The sequence below is a fragment of the Leptospira alexanderi serovar Manhao 3 str. L 60 genome (genome assembly GCF_000243815.2).
Classification (GTDB): Bacteria; Spirochaetota; Leptospiria; order Leptospirales; family Leptospiraceae; genus Leptospira; species Leptospira alexanderi.
On sequence record NZ_AHMT02000053.1, the window covers coordinates 157,501 to 181,318 of the forward strand.

Annotated in this window: 17 protein-coding genes and 1 pseudogene (1 of these 18 cut by a window edge); 4 read left to right on the forward strand and 14 right to left on the reverse strand. The window is 41.1% G+C overall.

Annotated features, from left to right (window positions below; translation table 11 throughout):
• Window positions 1-203, forward strand: partial view of an HDOD domain-containing protein gene (locus LEP1GSC062_RS18585; protein ID WP_010576730.1) — the 3' end only. It extends 1,318 nt beyond the left edge of the window; the window shows 203 of its 1,521 coding nt (coding positions 1,319-1,521); its start codon lies off the left edge, out of view; the stop codon is at window positions 201-203.
• Window positions 204-245: 42 nt separating this feature from the next.
• Here LEP1GSC062_RS18585 and rsmA read toward each other — a convergent pair whose 3' ends face one another.
• From rsmA to LEP1GSC062_RS18625, 8 genes and pseudogenes are all read right to left on the reverse strand, one after another.
• The gene (rsmA, locus tag LEP1GSC062_RS18590; RefSeq protein ID WP_020985048.1) at window positions 246-1,151 is read right to left on the reverse strand and encodes a 16S rRNA (adenine(1518)-N(6)/adenine(1519)-N(6))-dimethyltransferase RsmA; all 906 of its coding nucleotides are present in this window, start codon (window positions 1,149-1,151) and stop codon (window positions 246-248) included.
• A complete protein-coding gene (locus LEP1GSC062_RS18595) occupies window positions 1,114-3,210 on the reverse strand; it encodes a ComEC/Rec2 family competence protein (protein ID WP_020985159.1) in 2,097 nt (698 codons plus the stop codon). The genes rsmA and LEP1GSC062_RS18595 overlap by 38 nt, the downstream gene beginning before the upstream one ends.
• A 653-nt stretch (window positions 3,211-3,863) precedes the next feature.
• Window positions 3,864-4,738, reverse strand: a pseudogene (locus LEP1GSC062_RS18600) (SDR family NAD(P)-dependent oxidoreductase).
• Window positions 4,739-4,835: 97 nt separating this feature from the next.
• Window positions 4,836-5,597: an ABC transporter permease gene (locus LEP1GSC062_RS18605; RefSeq protein ID WP_010576734.1), complete on the reverse strand. Its 762-nt coding sequence runs from the start codon at window positions 5,595-5,597 to the stop codon at window positions 4,836-4,838.
• Window positions 5,594-6,535, reverse strand: a complete 942-nt coding sequence (locus LEP1GSC062_RS18610) for an ABC transporter ATP-binding protein (protein ID WP_010576735.1) — start codon at window positions 6,533-6,535, stop codon at window positions 5,594-5,596. The genes LEP1GSC062_RS18605 and LEP1GSC062_RS18610 overlap by 4 nt, the downstream gene beginning before the upstream one ends.
• A gap of 271 nt (window positions 6,536-6,806) precedes the next feature.
• Window positions 6,807-8,639 carry an exodeoxyribonuclease V subunit alpha gene (recD, locus tag LEP1GSC062_RS18615; protein WP_020985100.1) on the reverse strand — a complete coding sequence of 611 codons (1,833 nt, stop codon included), beginning with the start codon at window positions 8,637-8,639 and terminating at the stop codon, window positions 6,807-6,809.
• On the reverse strand, window positions 8,639-11,812 hold the full coding sequence (locus tag LEP1GSC062_RS18620) for a UvrD-helicase domain-containing protein (protein ID WP_020985168.1): 3,174 nt from the start codon (window positions 11,810-11,812) through the stop codon (window positions 8,639-8,641). Before LEP1GSC062_RS18620 ends, recD begins: the two co-directional genes overlap by 1 nt.
• A complete protein-coding gene (locus LEP1GSC062_RS18625; protein ID WP_020985070.1) occupies window positions 11,809-15,201 on the reverse strand; it encodes an exodeoxyribonuclease V subunit gamma in 3,393 nt (1,130 codons plus the stop codon). The genes LEP1GSC062_RS18620 and LEP1GSC062_RS18625 overlap by 4 nt, the downstream gene beginning before the upstream one ends.
• Before the next feature lie 105 nt (window positions 15,202-15,306).
• On the opposite strand from LEP1GSC062_RS18625, the gene LEP1GSC062_RS18630 reads away from it, so the two are divergent.
• Window positions 15,307-16,761 carry a RecQ family ATP-dependent DNA helicase gene (locus LEP1GSC062_RS18630; protein WP_020985087.1) on the forward strand — a complete coding sequence of 485 codons (1,455 nt, stop codon included), beginning with the start codon at window positions 15,307-15,309 and terminating at the stop codon, window positions 16,759-16,761.
• Window positions 16,762-17,051: 290 nt separating this feature from the next.
• A complete protein-coding gene (locus LEP1GSC062_RS18635) occupies window positions 17,052-17,594 on the forward strand; it encodes an SRPBCC family protein (RefSeq protein WP_020985141.1) in 543 nt (180 codons plus the stop codon).
• 369 nt (window positions 17,595-17,963) lie between these two features.
• Here LEP1GSC062_RS18635 and LEP1GSC062_RS18645 read toward each other — a convergent pair whose 3' ends face one another.
• The 4 genes from LEP1GSC062_RS18645 to LEP1GSC062_RS18660 form a co-directional block, all read right to left on the reverse strand.
• A complete protein-coding gene (locus tag LEP1GSC062_RS18645) occupies window positions 17,964-18,512 on the reverse strand; it encodes an SRPBCC family protein (protein WP_010576739.1) in 549 nt (182 codons plus the stop codon).
• A gap of 219 nt (window positions 18,513-18,731) precedes the next feature.
• Window positions 18,732-19,247: an SRPBCC family protein gene (locus LEP1GSC062_RS18650; RefSeq protein WP_010576740.1), complete on the reverse strand. Its 516-nt coding sequence runs from the start codon at window positions 19,245-19,247 to the stop codon at window positions 18,732-18,734.
• Between the two features lie 159 nt (window positions 19,248-19,406).
• Entirely contained in the window at window positions 19,407-19,799 is a 393-nt protein-coding gene (locus tag LEP1GSC062_RS18655) for a DoxX family protein (RefSeq protein WP_010576741.1), read from the reverse strand.
• Window positions 19,780-20,166: an ArsR/SmtB family transcription factor gene (locus LEP1GSC062_RS18660; protein ID WP_010576742.1), complete on the reverse strand. Its 387-nt coding sequence runs from the start codon at window positions 20,164-20,166 to the stop codon at window positions 19,780-19,782. Before LEP1GSC062_RS18660 ends, LEP1GSC062_RS18655 begins: the two co-directional genes overlap by 20 nt.
• Before the next feature lie 726 nt (window positions 20,167-20,892).
• Between LEP1GSC062_RS18660 and LEP1GSC062_RS18670 the strand changes: the two genes are divergently transcribed.
• Window positions 20,893-21,651 carry an ABC transporter ATP-binding protein gene (locus LEP1GSC062_RS18670; protein WP_010576743.1) on the forward strand — a complete coding sequence of 253 codons (759 nt, stop codon included), beginning with the start codon at window positions 20,893-20,895 and terminating at the stop codon, window positions 21,649-21,651.
• On the opposite strand, the gene LEP1GSC062_RS18675 is transcribed toward LEP1GSC062_RS18670, so the two are convergent.
• Window positions 21,652-22,341, reverse strand: coding sequence for a hypothetical protein (locus LEP1GSC062_RS18675; RefSeq protein WP_010576744.1), 690 nt, complete (start codon window positions 22,339-22,341; stop codon window positions 21,652-21,654).
• Window positions 22,338-23,486: a tetratricopeptide repeat protein gene (locus LEP1GSC062_RS18680; RefSeq protein WP_341853183.1), complete on the reverse strand. Its 1,149-nt coding sequence runs from the start codon at window positions 23,484-23,486 to the stop codon at window positions 22,338-22,340. The genes LEP1GSC062_RS18675 and LEP1GSC062_RS18680 overlap by 4 nt, the downstream gene beginning before the upstream one ends.
• Window positions 23,487-23,818: the final 332 nt, after the last annotated feature.

Below are 23,818 nucleotides of genomic sequence, written 5' to 3' on the forward strand. Positions count from 1 at the left end.
TTTTGGTTAAAAAGGAATTTCAAGATGCGGTGTTTTCGATTTATCTTTCGGACATGATCATCGATATTTCCAGAGGTCTCTCCGATTATTTTCTGATTCAATCCGCCGTTCTTCAACACTTCGGTTTCAAAAAAGAAGCTGAGCTGGACGAATTTATGAAAAAAACTCTTCAGGAATATAAGGAGTTCGAAAAAAAATCCTAAACTTTGTCGAACTATATTATATGTTTTTTGCGATGGACTTAGTCAAGATATATTCAATATTTTTGATATATAAACGGAAAGTGATTGTGCTGCCTCGTGAAAATCCGTTGCTCTCAATTCTTCCGGTCTTTTATTGAGATCGATTCCAGCGTTTTCCAAAGATTGGACGCTTTCATTTCGAAACTGTTCTTCCGAAAATTTTTCGGAGGAAGTAACTTCTACGGGAAGGGAGGCGATTGGTGCGTTTCGAAGAGAGGAAGTCAGTTTTTTTCTTTTTCCCCAGAAAGCGGCTCTGCAAAGGCATTCGAGCGCGATAAATCCGGATTGTTTCTCGAATACCGGAGAAGATTTATATTCTAGTATGGAGGAGTCCACGTTCGGTCTCGGATAAAAAGCCCCGGCCTTGACGTCTTTTTTTAAACTCCAGTTTCCGTATGCGGAAAGATAAAATTGAATCGAAGAAGGTTCGCTTGAAATTCTTTTTGCAAATTCTTTTTGTACGAGAAACGCCGCGCCTTTGAGTTCTTTTAAATTTTTAACGGAGCTTAAAGTCAGTTCGGAAGAAATATAGTAGGGGAGGTTTCCGAAAAGATAAGTCGAATCTTGGGAGTATTCGTGCAAAAAGTCCAAGGCGTTGCCTTCCCTGAGTTCGAATTCCGGAAGATATTCCCGGAGCCAACTTGAGTAAACCGGATCGATTTCGAATAACGTGACCGGTTTTTGAAAGCCGAACAATCCATGTGAGATTGCGCCGAGTCCCGGACCGATTTCCAAAATTCGATCAATTGTCGAAAGAAGATCGGAGTTCAGGCAGTTGAGAATGGATCGGATTGCATTCGGATCGATTAAAAAGTTCTGTCCCCATTTTTTTAATGGGGCCGAGGATTTCGACTCCAGAAATTTGCGGATTTCAGAAACTTTTCGAAATGGGTATTCTCTGGAGTTCATCTTTTTCCAGAAACATCCAATTCTCCGAAAGCCCAAGCAGTTTTCGGTTTCGATTCCAGACTTCCGAATCATCCCGGCTTCCGTAAGGAGTTTCTAAAAGAATCCAACCGCTGCCCGTTTTCGTTTTTTGAGAGAGTTGAAAGAGGGAATCCTTTTTCGTATGAAAAAATAGAATTTTGGATTCTTTCGATAGAGAGATTTCTCGGATCGGTTTCGATTTGAGAAAATGGAATCGACTCGTTCGGCTCCAAAGTTCAAAATCACGACCCGAATAGAAAATGTCGATTTGCGGGCGATCTTGCAAACATTGAAAGGCCCAGATGAGACAAGATTCTTCTTCCACGAAAATGTTTTTCAGGGGACGTTTGTCGGTAGAATCGCAATAATTTTTTTTCGAAATTCGAAATACGTTCGATATTGTCTTATATCCATATTTACATTTTCCGGAAAATATCAGAGAATCTCCGTTCCTTAAAATAAAGAAAAACCGATTGTTTACGATGCGATTTTCCGTAGGGAATAAATTCGGAGACTGATATAGAAGAACGTGGATTCCGAAGATAGAAATAAAAAACGAAACACAAAAAACAGGATACGATTTTTTCTTAAATTTTCTTTCCTTTTTGAATTGATAATATTCTAAATTTTGAATGTTTTTTGAAATTTCCTCTAATTTCCGTTCCTGAATCGAAGTGTCGATTTCTGGAAATACCGAATCTGGATCGAGGAACGAAAAATCTGCGTCTTTCGAATTCCGGTCGGAGACTTCGGCTCTTAACTTGTGACTTGGCGTTTTTGATACAGTGAACTTGTGTTTCGGAGCACTCCGCAAATAGTTCTTTTCCATAAAATAAGCATAAAGAAATATTCCGACGCAGAGGAGGACCCAGCCGATGATTCCGATCCAAATCGCGTCTCCCATTTCTTTGTAAAAACCGAACGATTGTGATAACGTTTCCGACAGGTAGATCAAAATCTGAATTAAGAATTCCGTAATGGACCAAAACGGTTCGGTAAAAAAGGTAAATTTTATCTTTTGTATGATTAGAGAAAAATAAAGGATCGGGAGTAATATTCCCGCCAGAGGAACCACGATTAAGTTCAATAAAATTGACCCGAAGCTGAAGGATCCGAATGCAAATAGTAACACGGGCATTGTTCCAAGTCCGGCGGAAAATGAAACCGATAGATTTTCTTTAAGGAAAGAAGTCATTCGATTCTCATCGGAAAGAAAACTACAAGCGACTTGAATCGGATAAGAAAAAAGGAATATTCCGGCTACCGCCCCAAAAGAGAGGCAAAACGAGACCGTATAAAATCCGGGAGGGTCCACGATCCATAAGATCCAGGCGGAACCGAGTAGCAGATCAACCGATCGTAATTTTCGAAAAAATAATCCTTGGAACAACAGCATTCCCGCAAAGATCCAGGCTCTTGAGAGTGAAACTGGATAGCCCAAAGCGGACAGATAAAGAAATCCGGTGAGCAGAGGAATGATTCTAGGTAGCTTGTATCCCAAACTCGGTATTAGTCTTAGAAGTCGATACTGAACCCCCATTAATATTCCGAGATGTAGTCCTGAGGCTGCAAACAAATGTAGAATTCCTCCTTCTTTCGCTTTCGTTTTGAATTCTTTGGAAAGTCGTTTTGCTTCTCCGAAAATAAGTCCTAAGGCGACTCGGTTGGAGTTTTTGTTCAGGTCGGCTTCTTTTAGCTCGAGTAAAACTTGTTCTCTGAATTTTTCTTGGAAAATTTTTTCCGGCTCTCCGAAGGGATTTTTTTGGGAAACGTGGAAAGTGTTCTTCTGCGGATTTTTTTGGAATCTTGCCGGAAAAAAGGTAGAAACGCATGCGAAAACTAACATTCCAAAAATGGAATATTTAGCTATTTGAAACCGTCTTTTTAGAAATGATCCGATTGAAATTGCGATTACGCCGATTCCGATCCATAGAAGGATCGTACCCGGTAAGATTAAGTCGATGAGGATTCCCGCAAATGTTCCTAGGGAAATTTTTGAATATGCGGAACAAGGCAACCAGTTTTGGATATGTTTTTCCATATCTTTTACGGGTTTCGATCTGCTTCGTGCGGAATGTTTTTTTATTTTCCTTTTAAAACTGGAATTGGATTTTTAAGGATATTTTGGAATTGCAAAAATGTGGGACTCTTCTCTTTTGAATCTGCTTGTTATAGATGAACTCTTCTGAGCTGGAGTTCCCACAGGATTTTGCCGCGTTAGGGATGCGGAGAGCTTTTGTAAGAGTTCCCACATTTCCACGGATTGAATTTGATTTGACGGAAGCGGTTTTCGCAGGTCCGAAGCGAACTCGCTAGCAGCTCGGACCCCCAATAACGTTACCCACAAGTACTTGGATCCGAAGATAAATCTGTCGGAATTACTACAAATCCTCTGTGAAACTTACGTTCCACAACGCGACCCATAGGAAGCGTTGTGCCTGAGTTTTCTTCGAGCGATCTATGGAGAGCGAGATGCTGAGTTTTCCTGATTTTTTTTGTGTGTGTGGAAAGGTTCGGGAGATTTTTCTCTATTAGAAAATCATACTTTTTGCAAGTAAAAAGCCTCATTCTTGCCGGAACACTTGAAAAATATCAGTTTTTGATCCTTATGATCCAAAAAGCCTTCTTAATTTGTGGGTAACGTTATGGGCCTCTGCCTTACGGTGGGGAACCGCCCGGAAATCTACCGACAAATTATTCGCTTTTGGAAGTTTGGGTTTTGCCTTTTTGCTCTAGCCTTTTTTGTGCGGATCTCAATTCCGCATCCGCAATCAACAAGGTCCATTCCGGAAAATGTCTAACTAAAAAATATTGAAGCCAGGAATCCCAGGTAGCGTATCCTAAAAACTTCCTTTTAGGCAACCAGTTTATAAATGCGTTCGTCACTTTTTCCACGGAATGAACCGCGTTGATCGCAGAACCCATTTCGATCTCCTTTGCGAGATCGGGTTTATCCTGATTTTCTTTTTCAAACCGGGGGTATCGGTAGTTGGAGGAAGAAAAACTTTCACTCGAATTCCATGAATCATCATTTCCTGCCGCAAAGATTGTGCAAAACCAGTAATCGCAAATTTACTCGCAGAATACGCTCCGTAACCGTATATGGAAAACGTAGCGAGCATGGAAGAGACGAGTACGATGTCTCCGTACTTTTGTTTTAGAAAATGATCTTGAAAGGCTCGAACCAAGTTGACGTGTCCGAAAAAATTCACATCCATCAATTGATAAAAGTCCGATTCTTTTAAGTCACCGATTTTTCCCGCTTTCGCATAACCGCTGTTACAGATGAGAAGATCCAGTCCGCTTAAAACTTTTAGGGCCTTTTTTGCGGCCTTTTGAACTTGTTCGGATTTGGAGACGTCCGCAATCGCAAAGTCAAAGATTGCGTTTTTGTGGCCTATTTCTTTCAATTCCTCTACGGTCGCTTTGAGGGTTTTTTCATTTCTGGCCGAGAGAACCACGCTTGCGCCCCGTTTTGCGAATTCTATGGCGAGTCCCTTGCCGATTCCGGAGGAACCTCCGGAAATAAAAACTTTTTTGCCTGCAAATTGGGGACGGTTCGATTTCATATTCGATGTTTTTCCCTTTTAGTACTGTTTCCGAAATATTTCTGCGATCGATTCTACAATAAATAGAATCGATTTAATAAATTTGAATATTCGGAATCTATTTTTTAATTTTGTATCCCGTTTTGAAAATCAGCCAAACCAAACCGAGGCAGATCGAAAGAAACACGAAAACCATTGTAAGGCTTACTCCCACGCTGACGTCCGCTATCTCGTAAAAGCTCCAGCGAAATCCGCTCACTAAATAAAGAACGGGATTAAAAAGAGTCAATTTCTGCCAAAAAGGAGGAAGCATATTCACAGAATAAAAACTTCCGCCTAAAAAAACAAGAGGGGTGATGATAAGCAGGGGAATGATCTGTAACTTTTCAAAATTTTCGGCCCAGATTCCGATAATGAATCCGAACAAGCTGAAAGAGATCGAAGTTAGGAGTAGAAAGAGCACCATTACAAAGGGATGTGCAATTTTCACTGGAACAAATAGGGAAGCTGTGGCGAGCATGATCGTACCAAGGATCACGGATTTAGTTGCGGCGGCGCCTACGAAACCGATTACGATCTCTACCATGGAAACCGGCGCCGCGAGAATTTCATAAATCGTTCCGGTAAACTTGGGAAAATAAATTCCAAAGGAAGAATTGGCAATGCTCTCCGTCAATAAAGACAACATGATAAGACCCGGAACGATAAAGGAGCCGTAACCTACTCCGTCGACTTCCTGAATCCTGGAACCGATTGCCGATCCGAAAACTACGAAATATAAGGAAGTGGAAATGACGGGAGAAGCGATACTCTGAAAGAGCGTTCTCCAAGTTCTGGACATTTCGAAAATGTAGATGGATTTGATTGCGTATAGATTCATTGTGATTCCCTTACTAATTGAACGAATATTTCCTCTAAAGAACTTTGGGTCGTATTCAAATCTTTGAATTCGATTTTGGCCTTTTTGAGATCTTGAAGAAGAGCGGAGATTCCGGTTTGTTTTCCGTGAGAATCATACGTGTAAAGAAGTTGTTTTCCGTTGCCTACGATCTCCAGCCCTTTCGTTTTCAAAGTCGTTGGAATTTTTTTCAGAGTTTGGGTCAAATCAATTAACAATTGTTTTTTACCGAGTTTCTGCATGAGTTCTTTTTTATCTTCCACAAGGATCAATTCGCCCTTGTTGATTACTCCGATTCGATCCGCGATTTCTTCGGCTTCTTCGATGTAATGAGTGGTGAGGATAATGGTTACTCCGTTTTCGCGGAGATTACGGACGATATTCCACATATCCTTTCTAAGTTCAACGTCCACTCCGGCGGTAGGCTCGTCCAAAAAGAGAATTCTCGGTTCGTGTGCGAGCGCTTTGGCGATCAAAACGCGACGTTTCATTCCGCCCGAAAGGGTAAGAATCATGTGATCTTTTTTTTCCCAAAGGGAAAGGGACTTTAAAAGTTGTTCAATATAATCGGCGTTAGGTGGTTTTCCGTACAATCCTCTCGTAAAATTCACGGTCGCCCATACGGATTCAAACGCGTGTACACTCAGTTCCTGCGGAACGAGTCCGATCTGGGATCTCGTAAAACGAAAGTCTTTGAGAATGTCTTTTCCGGAAACGTGTACCGAACCTCCGCTCGGATTTACGATTCCACAAATGATGGAAATCAGAGTTGTTTTACCGGCTCCATTCGGACCGAGAAGCGCGATGATTTCTCCGTTTTGTATTTCCAAAGAAACGTTTTTCAACGCTTGAAATCCGTTCGCGTAGAATTTGGAAAGATTGTTTACGGAGACAATGGATGACTTCGTTTGCGGTTTCATATTCTTCCTTACTCTTAATGACTTAAATTCGTTTGAGCAGAATGTCTAATGTACCAAATCCCCTTTCTCAAGCCAGCATCATTTCGATTTTTTAAATTGGATTTGTAATGCGGTTTTTATCGAATTCTTCTTTCGAGAGGAGCGGGAAGTCGATTCGTAAAATCCTGAGAATGCACAAACCGATGCGGAATTTGGAACGTAATCTCTTGAATCGGAGTATGAATAATGGCCGTTTTATGTTCTATGTTTTGTTAAGAGATTTTGGCCCGTTTTAAATTTTAAAACCGGTGTCTCTCTTCTGAGAATTGGCGATTCCGATTTCCCAGGTCTTCGGGTTGCCCGCAAGAATTACTTGGTTTTTGGCTCTTGTGATTCCCGTGTATAAAATCTGACGGTTGAGAAGTCTATGAAATCGTTCCTCTTCCCGAGATTCCGGATGATCCGGAAGATATATTAGAATTGTATCATATTCAGATCCCTGGCTTTTGTGAATGCTCATCACGAATGCGGGTTCGTGTTTCGGAAGAGTGTCTAACGCGAAAGGAAATAATTTCCCTTCGATCGGAAAAACCGCTCTGAGTTCTCCGGTAGATTCCATTCTTAAAACGATTCCTATGTCGCCGTTGAAAAGTTTTCTGTTTTTATCGTTCTGCGTGATTAAGATGGGAAGCCCTATAAAGTAAAGACGTTTGGAAAGGCGTTTTGCGAAGAAATCCGGGTTTTGGCCTTTTCTATGAAAAAGATCCTGCGCGGCCAAATTCATGATTTTCGTCTGAATCGCTTCCGCTCCCCAATAACCGTTTCTAAAAATAGTAAGACAACGGAATCTTTTCAGTTCCTCCTGAAATTTTAAAACGAAATCGGGCTCATTTAAATCGATCTTCCAAGTCCCGATTTCGGAAATCCTGGGATGAAAAATTCCGGTCCAAAGTTTTTCAACGACTTCGTCCCTTGATAAACGATCCGAAGCCTTATTTGCGGAATTTTGCAGCCACACGACTTCGCTTTCATATTTCGAATTTTCTCCGATCGTTGTCGTTTTCGGAAAAGAATCGTCGATCTTTGTTCCTAGGTTTAGATTTTCGGGGGAATATCTGAGGATTTCTTCCGCAAGAATAACGATCTTTGAAACGTTTCCTTTACCCTTCGATTTCTGACGATTGCTTTCCTCAAGTCTGGAAACAAAGCCCGTTTTTTTCGATTCTAGTACGGATAGAAAGTCGCTTAACACCGCGCCCTTTTCCACAGAAGGAAGTTGATGTGGATCTCCGATCAGTATGAATCGGAACGGAATGTCTTTCTTGGGATTGCGAGGGATCGCGTTCCATAAGGAAAGCATCAGATTCAAATCCGCCATCGAGACCTCGTCTACAATGATCAGTCGATGCGGAAGGTATCTTTCCCGATTGTAATAAAAACCGCCTAACGACGATTTGTAGGAGAGAAGTCCGTGGATCGTTTGTCCCCGTAAGAAATTGGATTCTTCCGTTTCGGAGATTTTTTTTAGATTTTCCTGAATCGATTCCGTTAATCTCTGTGCGGCTCTTCCCGTAGGTGCTACGAGTGCGATTTCTTCGGGTGAAGGAAGTTGTCCGAGTTGATTCAAAATTTCTAATAGAAACGCGACGACCGTCGTTTTTCCGGTTCCCGGACCTCCGCTGACGATGTGAAAAGAAGAATTGAGACAGGAAAAAATCGCCTTCACCTGCGCTTCTTTCAATGGAAAACTTTTTGATTCCAGATTTTTTAGAATTTCCTCAGCACGGCGCCAGTCGACTTTTGGCGGAGCGTTGTTTTGAATCCTTTCCTTTAGGAGATTTTCCAGATCGGTTTTGGATCGATAGGTTTTTTCGAAGTAAACCCATTCCTTGTTTTCGAATTTGTCCACGACTAGACCGGGAGGTTTTAATTTTAAAACGTCCCTCCATTCCTTTTTTACGGGAACGCATAAACTTCCCTCTTCCATGGAGCTCCAAATCGAATTCAGAATTTCTAATAAACAATCCAAACTTTTTTCGGAATCTTTTTTTTGGATCCAGGATTTGTCCAGGTCTAAAATATCCGTTTTGAGTTTTTCGATAAAATGGGAGAAGGGCTCTTCCATCAAAGATCCTCCAACCAGCGAACGGCAGTCAGTTCTCGAACGGTTTTGTGGATTGTTTCCATTCTTTCCGGACTCCAATGAAAGTCCGAATAAATTCCGGAGTTCTCTCCGTGTTTCATTCCTCTTAGGAAAAAGTAATATACTCCTCCGATCTTTTGAAAAGCATCTTTCGACCCGAATAGATTCTTTAGATATTCGTAAAGTACCATCGCGTAGATATCTCTTTGTAGATCGTATCGACTCTCCGTGTTTTCCACATTCCGTTGTAGCGAAAGGGGAGAGTAGTCTTCTAGCAGATTCGATTTGTAATCGGCGATATAGAATTTGTTTTTGATCTCAAAAACCAAATCGATGGAACCTTTTAAAAAGTTACCAGGACCTTTGCCCGCCGGGTCCAGGTTCAAATGAAAGTCCATCTCCGAAATTCTATTTTCTTTACCAAGATCCACAAGGCTGAACAAGGTTTTGTCCTGCAGAGGAATATTTGCATTTAAGGAATTCCAAAGGATTTCCGCGGTTCTTTTTTGATAGGTTTCTTTTTCCGAAAGGGTATTCTTTTTATTTTCTTTTGAAAATCTAAAATAATTTAAATGGAAATCCATTCTAGAAAGAACTTTCTGATTCTTTAAAACTTCCTTCGGTGTTTTGGTCTTAAAAAAAGAGAAATCCAATTCTTCCAAAAGGGCATGTAAAAAAGAGCCAGTTGCGGCCGACGAAGGAAGTGCGTCTTCGATTTCTGTGCCTTCCGCGTCATCGGATTTGAAATATTCCGCTTCTTCCAAAGTGGAAAGAGGTTCGCTTTCCGAAGTTTTGGCCCTAGTTTTCAAGGAAGAATAACTGTGTAAACGAATCGTCTTGGAAGGTTCGGACTCGCGGTGTAATAACGGTGTTAAACGAACTTCAGGGATCCGAGTTCGATTTCGTATATTCGGATCTGTTTGGTCGAAAGAAATAGGAGTCCAAACGATCGGATGAAACAAATTCGGATCCGGTTCGTTTTCCAGGATGTGTCGTAATCTAGGATACAGGATTTTATAATATGCGGAATCTCTTGTCTTTTTGTGGTTCGTGGGAGTGTAGAAAGGAAGATATAGCCTGACTTTCGGGCGAGTGATCCCGACGTACAAAAGTCTTTTGTTTTCATTCAGAGATTGATAAGAATATTCTTCTTTGCTAATTTTCTTTTCTTCTTCGTTGTCCCAGAGGCTTAACTTCCAGGATCTTTCTCCGTCTTTTCCCGCAACCGGATAATCGTAAACCTCCGGAACGAAATTGCCGGAAAGATGGAACAAAAAAACGACGGGCCATTCCAAACCTTTGGAAGAGTGTAAAGTGAGAATTTGAACAGCGTCTTTTTCGGTTTCTTTTTCGAATAGGGGAGGCTCTGGTTCGCTTTTGGACTCGGTCTGAAGTAGTTTCAATTCTTCTAATATTTCTTCCAAGTCGGCCTGGTTGGCGATTTGGAACTGAAGCAATTTGCGGAAGATTTGTCCGTAGTTCGTTTTTTTCCTCTCCCAATCTATATCCGTTTCGTCTTCGGTTAGGAATATTCTGCTGTCTTCCTCTATGGAACGGAACAGCTCGGGAAATTTACGATCAATCGCAAGGGTTTTCCAACGGTCTAAGGTAGTTTTTTCGTAGGACTCTATCGAATGTTCGTCAAATGCGGCGAGATGATCGGGATGGATTTGAAACAGATCGCCCAATAAAAGTTTTCGATAGGAGGAGGGTTTATTCGGATCCAAAAGACATTCGAATATATTGGAAATCTGATATGATTCGGGAGACTGATAGATACCCTCTTGTTTATAAAACGAACAAGGAATCCCTCTGAGTTTTAAAGATTGTTCCGCAAGTTTTCCTTCCGCCTTACTCTTAACGAGAATCGCAATTTCTCTAAAGCTCAGCTTTTTTTCCGCAAAATGAATTTCTTCGTCGGATTCTTCTAAAATTTGATACGAAAACGGATTCTCACTTCGAGTAAGTTTTAGGATTTCTTCCCCAATGAACTGGCCCCAAGCGTTTTTTGCATCGTCCGTTTTCCAGGTATCTTTTCCAATAAAACGTACGATTTGAATCGGGCCTTCCCTATGTTTGTCGCTTAATAAAATCTTCGGGTCTTTTTCGGGAGCAGAAACTTCCGAGTATTCGATCGGAGTCGATTCGAAGCTTCGTTCTACGATCGGAAAAAAACTTTGTTCTCCGGTTTTGCCACCGAATATCTCGTTATAAGCGCGAATCAACTCGGGAACGGACCTATAATTGACGTTCAACGAAATCTCTTGAGCCTTATATCTTTTCAATTCCTTCTTTGCTCGGAGATAGGTTCCGATATCCGCTCCTCTGAAACCGTAAATCGATTGTTTAGGATCTCCGATGAGATAAAGAGCCCTTTGTTCCGTTTTGTCGTCCGGTTCCAAAAAGAGTCTGGCGAAAATTTCATATTGAGCCGAATCTGTATCTTGGAACTCGTCTAGAATTCCGACTTTATATCTGCTTTGAAGAGCCCCGCAAAGGTGAGGATTTTTTAGAGAGTCCCTCGTTTGCAAAATCATCTGGTCGTAACTCATCCATTCGGACGTTTTAAATTCTCGTGCAACCATTTCCGCCGCGATCAATGCCGTTTTTTGACGGAACGTTTCCGCGTTCATCGGAGTCGTTTCGTTGGAATACGGATATCTTTTTCCGCTTAAAAGTTTGGAACCGGCGACGAGAATATTCTCTTTTTGTGATATATATCCGGATAAGGAAAGAAAGGTTTCGAGTTCTTCCGGATTGTTCACCCAAGAGTTCCATTCTTCGTGTTGAAGCCTATACAAAGCCGAGTTCAGCCTTTCTTTCGAATCGGTTAGGATCCACTTGGAAGATGTTTCTGTTTCCACCGGATATTCCTGCAGAATCATATTACAAAAACCGTGTATAGTGGAAATCGTAACCTGATCGAGTTCTCTCGCTTCTTTCGTAAGATCGGACGCGATGAGTTTTTTTCGAAGTCTTTCTTTGAGCTCTCCCGCCGCCTTTTCCGTATAGGTCAAAATCAGAATTTGAGTTAAAGGAATCCCGTATTCGCCGATCAGATCTTTTACGATTTCCATGATCGTATACGTTTTTCCCGTGCCCGCGGACGCTTCGATAAAGCTGGATTTAAGTTCATAAGCACGTCTAACGTTCATAGATCGTCCTTCTTCCAATCTAAAAAGGGTTTATAGAAGTTTTTAGCCCATTGAATTTTGGATCGTAGAATCAAGTTCGGAGTTTTGGGATAGAGTTTAACCAAAGAGGGCAATCCGCTCTTGACTTCATTTAATTCCTCTTTCAGGAAACGAATCCACGCGCTTTCATCTTCGAATACATCGATCGGTATTTTGTTTTTGGAATCACCTTGGGTATGTTTTACGTAGTAATTGAGGAAGGCCTTTCGAGGAAAAAAGACAGGTTCTTCTTTCAGATATTCCATTAGAATTTTCGCAAGGTATTCGATTCCGATAGACGGACTTTCGATTCTATATTCGAGAGCAAGAGTGTTTTTCTTTTTTGGTTCTTCGGAAGGACGAGGTTTAAAGGAATAGACCTTGAAATTTTCGTTCAAAGAAGCGAAGGCAACTCCGGTTAAAAAAGGAAAACTCATCGTTTTCCAATAATCCTTGTAACCGAGATAGTCTTCGCTAGGTTTTTCTTCCAAACTCTTCGAAAATAACCAGTATAAGTTCCCGTCTTTTTCGATGACGTGTTCCCATTCTCCTTTGATGGAAAAGTGAACGGATTCCAGAGGGACTTTGAGTTCCGGCATTTTTTTACAGACAGAATCCGGTAAGCCGGTATCTCCTAAACTCAAGTACGGATAATACGTTCCACCTTGAAAGATAGGTTTCCACTCGGAAAGGTTTTTGCTTGTTGTTACGAGATATCGAACGAGATCCGTTTCTTGAATCTTTCCGAATACGGATCTTGGAAATTTTGCCGAAGACCTTTCCATTTCCAAAATCGGAGAAATTACTTGGAGGATTTTTTCCCGGTCCCAGCTCCAAGGCTTTTTAGAAACCAAGTCTGGCACCATCAAAGCATGCACTTTTTTTAATATGGAAGTTTCCGCGATCGGATCCAAATCGAAGATTTCCTTTTCGTAATCACGGCTTTCCTCTTCCTCGAGATACATCCCGAGTTTTCTTTTAAGATAAGTATCCAGGGGGTCGCTTAAAAATTGAGAGAGTTCTTTTACGTCGATTCCGGATAGAGGAGGCGCCGAGTTCGTTTTTACAAGTTCCTTCGGGTTTTGGAAACGATCAAGGATAGTATAATCGTTTCGATTTCCATTTACCCATATCCTTCCAAAGTCGTAGCTCACGAGACCTTGTTTCAATTCTTCGGAGGTATGTTTGTATTTTATACTATACGAATGTAGTGGAAGTTTGACCGCTTCCTTAACTTGCAGAGATTCCATGATTTCGAAAAGATGAGAACAAGGTTCGAAGGTTTTATCTTCCTGTAGATTCTTTCCGACATAACTCAATGTGAGGGATTCTTTTGCCGAGTGAATGGTTTCCCATAAAAGGGATTCTTGGATTTCTCTGTGAGAGATATCCCATTCTTCCCGGAAGTCTTTCCTGAGATTTAGTTGGGAACGGTCGTTGGAGCCGGGAAATTTTCCTTCTCCTAAACCTAAGATATAAATGTGTTTGAAAGGAAGTGGACGCATTGGTTGTAGGAGCGAAATCGTAACTCCTCCCGTGAGATACGCTCCTTTACGATACGGTATCTGATCGAAGATCTGTTCTGTCATGAATTTCAGAAGAGCGATTCCTTCCTCCTTACTTTGTAATCGAATTCCCTCCCACTCTAAAAAAGATTCCAGCCAATTTTGAAAGAGCTTTCCTTCTTGTTCGTATTCCGAAAATTCGAAAAGTTCCTCCAAAGAAGCTCGAACGATCTTGAGATAATCGGGGGTCCAACGGATCGTTTTCCCTTCGGAGAAAGAAAGAATGTCGTTTTTCGCTTTGAGAACGGTTTCCCAAAAGATGGTAAGATGGGAAGAGCTTTCGTCTGATTCGAGGGAAATAGGAGCGATCTTGTATTTTGTCCAAGCGGTTTCCTGAGATAAAATCGAGGAAAGACGGATTCTTTTAAGTCCATTAGAAATTTGGAATGAATCTTTTTCTCTTCCGGACTCTTCGTACTGAATTCCCGATGTTTCGATCACTTTTTCGAGGATCGACAAATTTTCAGAATCGCTCCGAATTCTTCTGTGTAAAAGAGGATTTCGAAGAAGTTTGAGTAGGCTACTTTTGTTGATGGAGTTCCCGGAGCAGATTTCCCAAAAATTCATCAAACCTCGATAAAGTAAGGAAGCTTCGTTCGCCTTAATATCTGTCAGAGAATAAGGAATTTTCTTTCGAATCGGGTCCGCATCCGCTTTAGTTTGTAAAAGAATTCCGCCGTCAAACACCCATTCGACGGCGGGGCGATAGACCCGCATATCCGTAACGAGAATCGCAAAATCCAAATAAGTCGATCGATGATCCTGATTCATTTTATAGAGAATATCGTTTGCCACCGATTCCATTTCCCGATACGGAGAAGGAGCGTTCCAGAATCGAACCGAAGCGTCTTGCGAAAGATCTTGAGGGTTATCACTGTTTTGATTCCCTTTCAGAATGTTTCGAAGAGTTGCGAGCTTTTTCGGATACGTATGAGAACTTTCCAGATTTTTAAAAATGACTCCTGGAACGGAAGCGGTTCTAGAAGCGATATGAGCTTGGGGATTGGACCATCTTTCCGGTCCGAGAGCGTTATTCGCGTTTGAAACGTAACCCGTATGAAATTGATACAGATAGATCGGAAGTTTATCTTTTTGAGAAAGGGAATCTAAAATTCCAAGATACGTGTCTGCGAGATTGGACAAACAAAAAAGATGTAGGGAAGGAAAATTACGAGGGGAATGCGTTTTGTCTTTCTGTATTTCTTTGAGGAAAAATTGGACGAGAGTATTCGGTTCTTTGGAATTCAAAAAAACTTTTTGATACAATACCTTTTGAAAACGGTAGTACTCGTCTTCTTGGGGAAACGGGGACGGTCTGCGGGAGATCATGGGAATGTCGATTCCCTTTTCCTTCGCCCAACTTTGAATCCAAGAGGATCTGTTTAATTCGTAATCTTTATAAAGCGAAGTCAGCCTTGCGCTCAAAGAAAAGGCTCGCGTAATATTCTCCAGAAATGAGCGTAAGAATATAGTTTCTTTCGAGTTTGCGTTTTCGATCAGAAAGGTGAGAATTTTTCTTTGAGTTGCCTCCCGGCTTGGGAACGCGCGTCGGAATGGATCGTAGTCCAGATTTGCTCTGAGGTGAAAGTATTCTTCAAGGGCGTTTTCGAGAAAAAGGAATCGAAGATTTGCGGAAAGTCCGGAGAATCGGGAAAGATTCAGGTTCAACCAAAGTTTCATGTTCGTGCTCGGGACTACGATAACGGGCGAATGCAAAGGAAAATTTTTTCTTTCTTCGAGGATATTCCCAGAGAGTTCGACGGCCATGTCTTCGAGCGATAGACTTGTGATGTGAGTGATTGACAAACGACTTTACTCCGGCCTTGAATACGAGCATTCTAAGAATTCGCATCGTGGCAAGTAATTACGTTTTCTCTTGATCTCAAAGATCCGAGATAAATTCTAATCGTAATGCCTTCTCTTAGTCAGCTCAGGAATCTTTTCGGAATTTCCACATTCAGAAGTTCTCAAGAGAGAATCATTTTGGACGTTCTTTCCGGGAAGAATTGTCTTGTCGTCATGCCGACGGGAATGGGGAAGTCGATTTGTTATCAACTTCCTTCTCTTGCTTTGGATGGGTTGACCGTAGTTATTTCACCTTTGATTGCGTTGATGCAGGACCAGGTTTTAAAATTGAAGCGACTCGGAATCGACGCGGGTTATATCAACTCCTCACTTTCCAAACAGGAAAGGCTTCGGTGTTATCAGGATTTGAAGGAAGGAAAATACAAAATCGTGTATGTTTCTCCGGAACGATTTCGTAAGAAAGAATTTATAGATTCGCTTCAACTTAGAAAGGTATCTCTTCTTGCGATCGACGAGGCTCATTGTATCAGTCAGTGGGGACACGATTTTAGACCGGACTATACGAAGATTGGGGAATTTCGGGAAATTTTAGGAAAGCCGACGATAATCGCATTAACCGCAACTGCAACTCTTGAAATTCAAAAAGACATCGTGCTTCAAATGGGTTTGCGGGAATCGGAAATCCAAGTTTATAACGAAGGAATCTGCAGACCCAATTTGTTTCTGGACGTTCGAACTTTCGTAGATGAACCTTCCAAGTCGGATGCAATTCTTGAGCTTTTGAAAAAACAAAGAAGGAGCACGATCGTTTATTTCAATTTGATTCGGAATTTGGAAAAGTTCGGAGAGAAATTGGATGTACAAAAAATTCCACATAAAATTTATCACGGACGTTTATCCCCCGAGCAAAGAAAAAAGGTTCAAAAACAATTTTTAGAATCGGAAGATACGATTTTACTAGCGACGAACGCATTCGGAATGGGAGTCGATAAACCGAATATACGAATGATCATACACGCGGAACTTCCTTCTTCTTTGGAAGGATATTATCAGGAAATCGGAAGAGCGGGAAGGGACGGCAACGCATCCGATTGTCACGTATTTTATGACCAAGACGATTTGACCGTATTGATGGATTTTATCGAATGGCAAAATCCGGACGCGTCTTTTATCGCTCGCACCTACCAGACAATGGAACGACTCGGAGAAAAACTGTCTTCGATCGAATACGACGAATTGCAAACTATGATCGTTCATAAAAATAGAAGAGATCATCGGCTTCAAACCGTTCTCAATTTGTTTGAAAGGCACGGAGTTACTTCGGGGGAATTGGAAAAAAAGTCACTGAAATTGAGATCCCCGTTACCGGATGTGCTTTGCTCTTCCGAATATTTGGAACGAAAAAAGAAAACGAGTTTGAAACGATTGTATCAAATGCTTCTTTATCTGAAATCGGAAAGATGCAGACGGGAGTTTGTGTACGAATACTTTGATGCGAAATGGAGTGGATGCGGGAACTGCGACGTCTGTAAATATCGGACAACGGGAGTATCGAGATAGACGAGTTTGCAAATTCGTTTCTTCAATTTTCTGAAATAGGCGTCGATATACGGTAGAAGCCTTCGGTTTTTACCGAAGATAAAAAAATTGCAGCAAGCCATCTCAGTTGCGTCTTACGTGCGTTTTCGCAAATTCGATCGCGCGCGGACACCATCTGCTATCAAAAAGCAATTATATAAGGTTGAGATCTATTTTTTTTAAAGTGATTTCTAAACTTCTGGAAGCGTTTTTTTTCGTTTACAAACTTTTCTTTGCGGAATTCCATAGGGCAAAATTGGGGAGAACTGAATATGAGGATTTTATCATATATTTTAGCGGGATTTGTCGCTTTGATCGTAATACTTACGTTTGTTGCTCCGAAAGAATTACGTTTAGAAAGGGAAATAGTAATCAATCGACCAAAGGGAATCGTTTTTGCGGAATTGAAACTTTTGAAAAATCACGAACAATGGAACGCTTGGTCCAAAAAGGATCCGCAAATGAAAAAGGAATTTAAGGGAACGGACGGTGCGGTTGGATTCATTTCTTCCTGGGAAAGTGAAAATCCCGAAGTGGGGACTGCGGAGCAGGAAATCACGAACATAATAGACGGAGAACGACTTGAAACCCGGATTCGTTTTAAAAAACCGTTTGAGGCGAATTTCGATTCTTATCTAACAACTGTTTCTGTAAATGAAAATCAGACGAGGGTGCTGATCGGTATGTCGGATCAAATGTCTTTTCCGATGACCGTAATCAGTTTTATCGTTAATGTTTGTTTCGACCAACAACAGAAAATCATCAAAAATATGGACGATAGTTTGAACAACCTTAAGAATCAACTCGAAAAATAATAGAGCCAAGTCTTAAAACTTTAGTGGGCTAATGATAGGAGTTCCTATCTCGGACGGTTTTGAAACCGGCTTCGAGTTTAACTTGTTCGGACTTAAAGTCGCCATCGGGAATGACTTTTCGACCGAAGATGCGTGTGTTACCTTCGACCGAAATTTTTTGACTTGTTCGGACTCCGAATCTGTTTCAAAGAAGCGTTTTCTTAGGCGGTTCTTTTTCTAAAATCCAGTGTGATTTTCCCGATCCGTCGTATTCATTCGTTTTTTCGGTTCAGCTCGGACTTTGGCCGGAAAGTTCCGGAAAAATTTACATTAGTATATTCAAAAATACATATATACTAAATCTCGAAACGGCTGTTGAATTCCATCGTCTTATTTTGCTTCCACAATATTTTTGATGTTGTTCAAACCGGCTTCGAAGTCCTTTCCGATCATCTGATCCATATCGCAGAAAAGCCCCATCATTTTGGAAATGAATGCGTTCGAGCCGTACATCGCCCAGGTTACATGAGTCATGCCGTTTTTTACGATAAAGGAAAATTCGGTAGTGTTATGCGCTTCAAAGGGGGAAAGGAAGTCTAGTCGCATTTTGATATTGGAGGGAGAATTTGCTTCTATGATCTCCATACGACCTTTTCCTACTTCACTATTTCCTTCCCATTCATAAGTGGAACCAACTCCGGAAACGGCGCCGTTAAAAGTTTTTTTCATTGCGGGGTCCAATTTTTCCCAAGGGGACCAGGAGGCCCAACTATGATAGTCGTTGATCAGAGTAAAGATCTTTTCGGGTTGTGCGTTCATACTCAACGTTCTTTCGTAACGAAAGTTGGCCGGTTTGGTGGAAGCGACTGCGAGCGTGCCCAGGACGAAAACTACGAACGCTCCGAGCGCCGTTAAAACGATTGTTTTTAATTTCGACATAAAATTCTCCTAATGAATTTTTAACTTTTTTGTTTTGCCGGGTATTCTACCAGGTGATCCATAGCTTACTTGATCGAGACCTTCGATCTGTATTTCTCGACGGCTTCGTTTCGTTCTTCTACTTTTTTAAAGAGCATCAACATGTGCAAAGTGGTTTTCCATTTTGCGTCCTTTATAGGACCTTGTATTTGCGCTTTTTGTGTTGGGGAACTCTTTTATTTATTTTAGGATTGCTTCGAGTTTATCGAGGGATTCGTTCCAACTCGCGTTTGTCATATCGCTCACCTCGCCGACGGGAATACCAGTATGACGCAAGGTTAATTTCGTTTTTCCCTGATGATTTTCAAAGGTAAGAGTTACTAAAAGAGATTCTGGCCAATAACCTTGAATGCCGTATTCGGAGGCGGGAACGATATTACCGTCTTTGTCTGAAAAACTATCCGTTTGAACGATTTTTTCCGGTCTTACGATTTCTTTGTAAACACCAGCGGACCAGAATTCTTGGCCGTCTAACGCGCGCATACAGAAGAGGTATTTGCCGCCCACACGAAAATCGATGTTACAAACCGGCGATGTAAAATTTTTCGGCCCCCACCATTTCATCACTTCTTTCGGAACTGTCCAAGCGTCGAAAACCGTTTCTCGAGGTGCGTTGAAAATCCGAGTGATGACTAAGTCGTCGTTGGTTTGATTTGTGTTTACCATTTTGATTCTCCTTTCTTTTTTCAATTTCATAATGAAATGTTCGCTTTACGGTTTGCCCCGAACCCCGAATTTTCTACTGCAAAAAGACCCAGAAAGTTGTAAGCTCTGTGTCATAACACTTTCGGTTCAGAGAGTAGAATGACTGGGTCGTTTTAAAACGGGTAAGAATATTAGTAAATTTGATTTTTCTTATAGATGCCAAATTCCTTCTAATCTTCTATCTGCGGGGCGCAAAGCCCAAGATAATGCCACTATAACGAGAGCGATTAGAGGAAATATCGCGTGGATCATTTCGGTTCCGGCGACCGCGTTCGAAACCGACGCCGCTGTGAGGTTGAAAAACATTCCTGCGTATGCCCATTCTTTGAGAAGAGGAAAACGTGGGACTGTGATTGCAATTGCGCCGAGGAGTTTCCAAACCCCGAGGATACTTATAAAGTAAAGAGGGTATCCGAGTTGAGTTATACCAGCGATAACTTCCGGTCCGCGATTGAGATACGCATAACCTGCAAATGCGTAGTTAGCGGCGGTAAGTGCGGTCGCTATCCAATAGATAATGGTTTTAATTTTTTCCTGATTCATAGTCTGTTTTCCTTTCTTGGTTTGTTTGTATTTTTTGAAGTTCTTGTAAATACTCGTCCAGACGGTCCAATCTGGCTTCCCAAATCTGTCGGTATTCGTCGACCCAGTTCGCTACTTCTTTCAAAGGCCCGGTCTCCAGGCGAGCCGGTCTCCATTGAGCTTCCCGGCCCCGGGAAATAAGACCTGCTTTTTCCAACACTTTGAGATGTTTTGTGATTGCTGGAAGACTCATGGAAAATGGTTCCGCAAGTTGCTTCACAGTGATTTCTCCATACCGAAGAGATGCCAGAATTTTGCGGCGAGTCGGGTCCGCTAAGGCCGCAAAGGTAAGACTAAGCTGATCTGTTTTCTCTTCTTGGTGAACCATGCAGTTAATTAACTTATAGGTTAAATTAGGTCACTTGAAATTTTTGTCAAATCCTTTTCTACAAAAGAATTGTGAGAGTATGTTAATTGAGTGGATAGTTTAACAAATGGTCTCTAAAAAGTTAAAAAGTCCACTCAAATCCTTTATTTTTTTAATAAATTGATCATTTGTATCAACTATTTATTGTGTCGCATTTTGGTTACTTAAGGGATTGCTTAAGTTCTTCTCGTTTTGAAGATCGAAATTTTTCCTTTTTACAATTTGATCGAAATCAAAAATGAAAAAATCTTTGAATACCATGCTCGAAGCCAGTATCGCTTCAATCTGCAAAGAAAAATATTATATTTTTTGTATATTCTAAAATATTCATCCTTGGAATCATATCGCATTGTGGGACTTTCAGAGCTCAATACGTTAGAGTTGTTGAAAAATTAATTTTCCATTGGTTTCCGTTTTATTGAAACGGACGATTGAAGCAGTTTTGTTAAACTTCATCATTGAATTTTTCAACAACTCTATTTTCTATTGGATCGCAACATAATGATCGCTTTCGCATCGGTTATACCGAACTTACGTCAAATTAAGAAACTGCTAAGTTTTTAGTTGCCGAAAGAATCATTCGAAGTTTAAAATCTGAATTTCGTTTTAACACGTTTGAATTTGTGAATCTTAGTATTTTATAAATTAGGCGTTTACCGATTTTCGCATCGTCTCAAATTGGAAAAAATGCCAGATAAAGCTATAGAAATCCGAAAATTGAACCTCCAACTGAGTCAAAGGACAATTTTGGATTCCGTTTCGTTTGAAGTAGATTCTGGAACGATTCTGGGAATTTTAGGACGTTCGGGCTCCGGGAAAACATCTCTTTTCCGCGCGATATTAGGAGTTCCCACAGTTAAAAATTCAAAACAAAGCGGATCGATTTTCATTTTCGGAAAGGACCGAAAAGAAATTCCGATCCATGAGTTGCAACCTGTCTTTCAAGATCCGGTCGGTAGTTTTAATCCGACTTGGTCTTTGGAAAAGGCGCTACGGGAACCGCTTCGAATTTTAGGAGGAGAAATCGCAAAGAGAGGAGAAGAATCTTTTCAAGATTTACTGCAATCGTTTCAGTTGTCGGACAAAAATCTGAATCGAAACGTTCTTTCTTTTTCCGGTGGGGAACTTCAAAGAGCAGCGATTCTTCGCGCGTTACTCACAACACCTAAGATTCTTTTATTGGACGAGGCATTAGGCGCGCTCGATCCGATTCTTCTCGGCGAGGTTTTGATTTTTCTAAAACGAATTACGGAAGAACGGAAAATCACGATTCTTCTCATCACTCATAGTTTGAGAACCGCGAAGAAGTTTTGCGATCAAATTGGGATATTAGAAAAAGGTAAATTACTCGATTTCGGAAAAACGGAAGAAGTGTTCGGGAATTATAAAAGTTCTTTTACGGGGGAACTCATTCGTGCGACCGATTTGAGCTCCCTCCGCGTTTGATCAAATATCGATCTGATAGAGATTTTTTCTGTCTTTTTTGTCTTTGTATAAAGCGATCATGATATCGATCCGGTAAATCGAGGATCTGAGGCTGGACTCTAAAAGTCTAAGTGCTTTGATCTGATTTTCCAGAGAGATATCACCCACTTTGGTGTTCTCTATTTTGTCGAATCTTTCGAGTTTGACCTGAGATGCCAATACGTCCGGAGGAGAGAAAATCAGTCTTTTATTTTCAAAAGCGAATTCGTACTGAATTCTTTTTTTCTCAGAGGCAAGTTCAACTTCCTTGATTTTGCCGCCCTCAAACTTAAAACGAACGTATTTGAGCAGGTTGCTCTCGTACCCCTCGTCGAAAGTAAAAGGAATGTCTTCCGTGACGATTGTTTGCACCTTTTCCAGTTCCGGTCTCAGAATTACGAGAAGAGAATGTTTCTTCTCTAAATCCGTGAGTCTCTCATTGATCGTGGTTTCCAGATCTCTGACGATTTTCTGAAGGGATTTCGTGTAAGAACTTCCCTGTTCGGAAAATACATCGGAACGACTCAGGTCCGCCTGTCCTTTCTCTTTATTCTGCGCAAATGCAGGAATGTTAAGGAGGATAAACAGGATTGTGAGCCAGGTGATTTTTTTCATAAATTCCTCCAAGTTCAAAATAACGGAGGAAAATTGAAAAAAGCAAACCTTTTTCATTCGGTTTTGTTTTCTTCTTCCATGGACTTGATTTCGGCAAAACGTTTTGCGAGATCTCTTCTTCTTTCGATCACTTTATGCGAGAATTCGGAGAAGAACGGATCGTTCGGATATTTTAGAAGTTGTTCGTATTGATCCGCCGCCGTGACATAATCTCCTACTTTGCTGGCCGTTTCGGCGTAAAAGAAATGAAATTTTTTATTGTACTGTTTCTTCTGTCCCAAATCGTCCACAAGTTCCGTGTTCTTAAAAATTCTATAAGCATAGAGATCCTTGGAGGAAAGAAGTTCGATTCTCGCTCTTCCCATTCTCGCATCCGGGCTTTGTTCGTCGATTCTTGCGGCTTCTTTGATGTAAATAAGAGCGCGGTTTTTGAGATCGGTTCGGATGTAGTGGTCCGCCAAAAGGAGAAGGGCTTCCGTGTGAAATTTGTTAAGCGAAATCGCTTTTTTCCAGAGAATTGTAGCGTTGATCGGTTCTCGTATAATTTCATACAACGTTCCCAAATGAATGAAGGTTCTGTAATATTCCGGTATTTCCGCGCTTGCGTATTCGAATTGTATGATGGACTTTTGATATTTTTTTTCCAGGTGATATGCGCGGCCTAAGTTATAGCGGAAAGGAAAAAATTTAGGATCGAAACGCACACCTTCTTCCAACATGGAAATTGCTCTGAGTCTGTCTTCGGTTTTTCCTTTTTCCAAAAGAGAAACCGCTTCGTTGTTAAAAAGCCCGCTGTTGTAAATTTCCTTTTTTTCGAATAAAAAACTTCCTCGGGAAGGAGGGGGATCTCCTTTCCAGTTTCTTCCCGCCGTGAGAATAAAGTCCTGATCCGTTCGTAAAAAAGAACCTTCGCTGTAGTATGACGGAGAAAGAATTTCATTTTCTCCCCAAAGTAAATCGGAATAGTATTGACCGCCGATTTGGATTTGGGCTTCGACGCTTTTGTCGGTAAAAACGAGAATGAGCATTAGTAAATAGGGAAGAAGGGACAAGAAAGGATGAAGAATTTTCCGACATAAAAAGTAAAAGAGATTCAAGCGACTTGTATCCACTAACACCATAACGTTACCCACAAATACTTGGATCCGAAGATAAATCTGTCGGAATTGCGACAAAATCCCCCCGTGAAACTTAGTTCCCACAACGCGCCCCTTAGGAAGCGTTGTGCCTGAGTTTCCCCTTATTTTTGGGTGGGGGTGGAGGTGGAAAGGTTCGGGAAATTTTTCTCTATCAGAAAATGATACTTCTCGCAAGTAAAAAGCTTTATTCTCGTCGGAACACTTGCGTTTTATTGTATGTAAAGTTCTATCCACTAAAATCTAACCCCTAATCACTAACACGTCGGAACACCTGAAAAATATCAGTTTTTGATCCCAAAAGCCTTCTTAATTTATGAGTAACACCTAACCACTAATTCCTAACACCTATCCACTAGAAAAAACGCATTGTAAATTCCGTTTCTGAAGAGACTCTG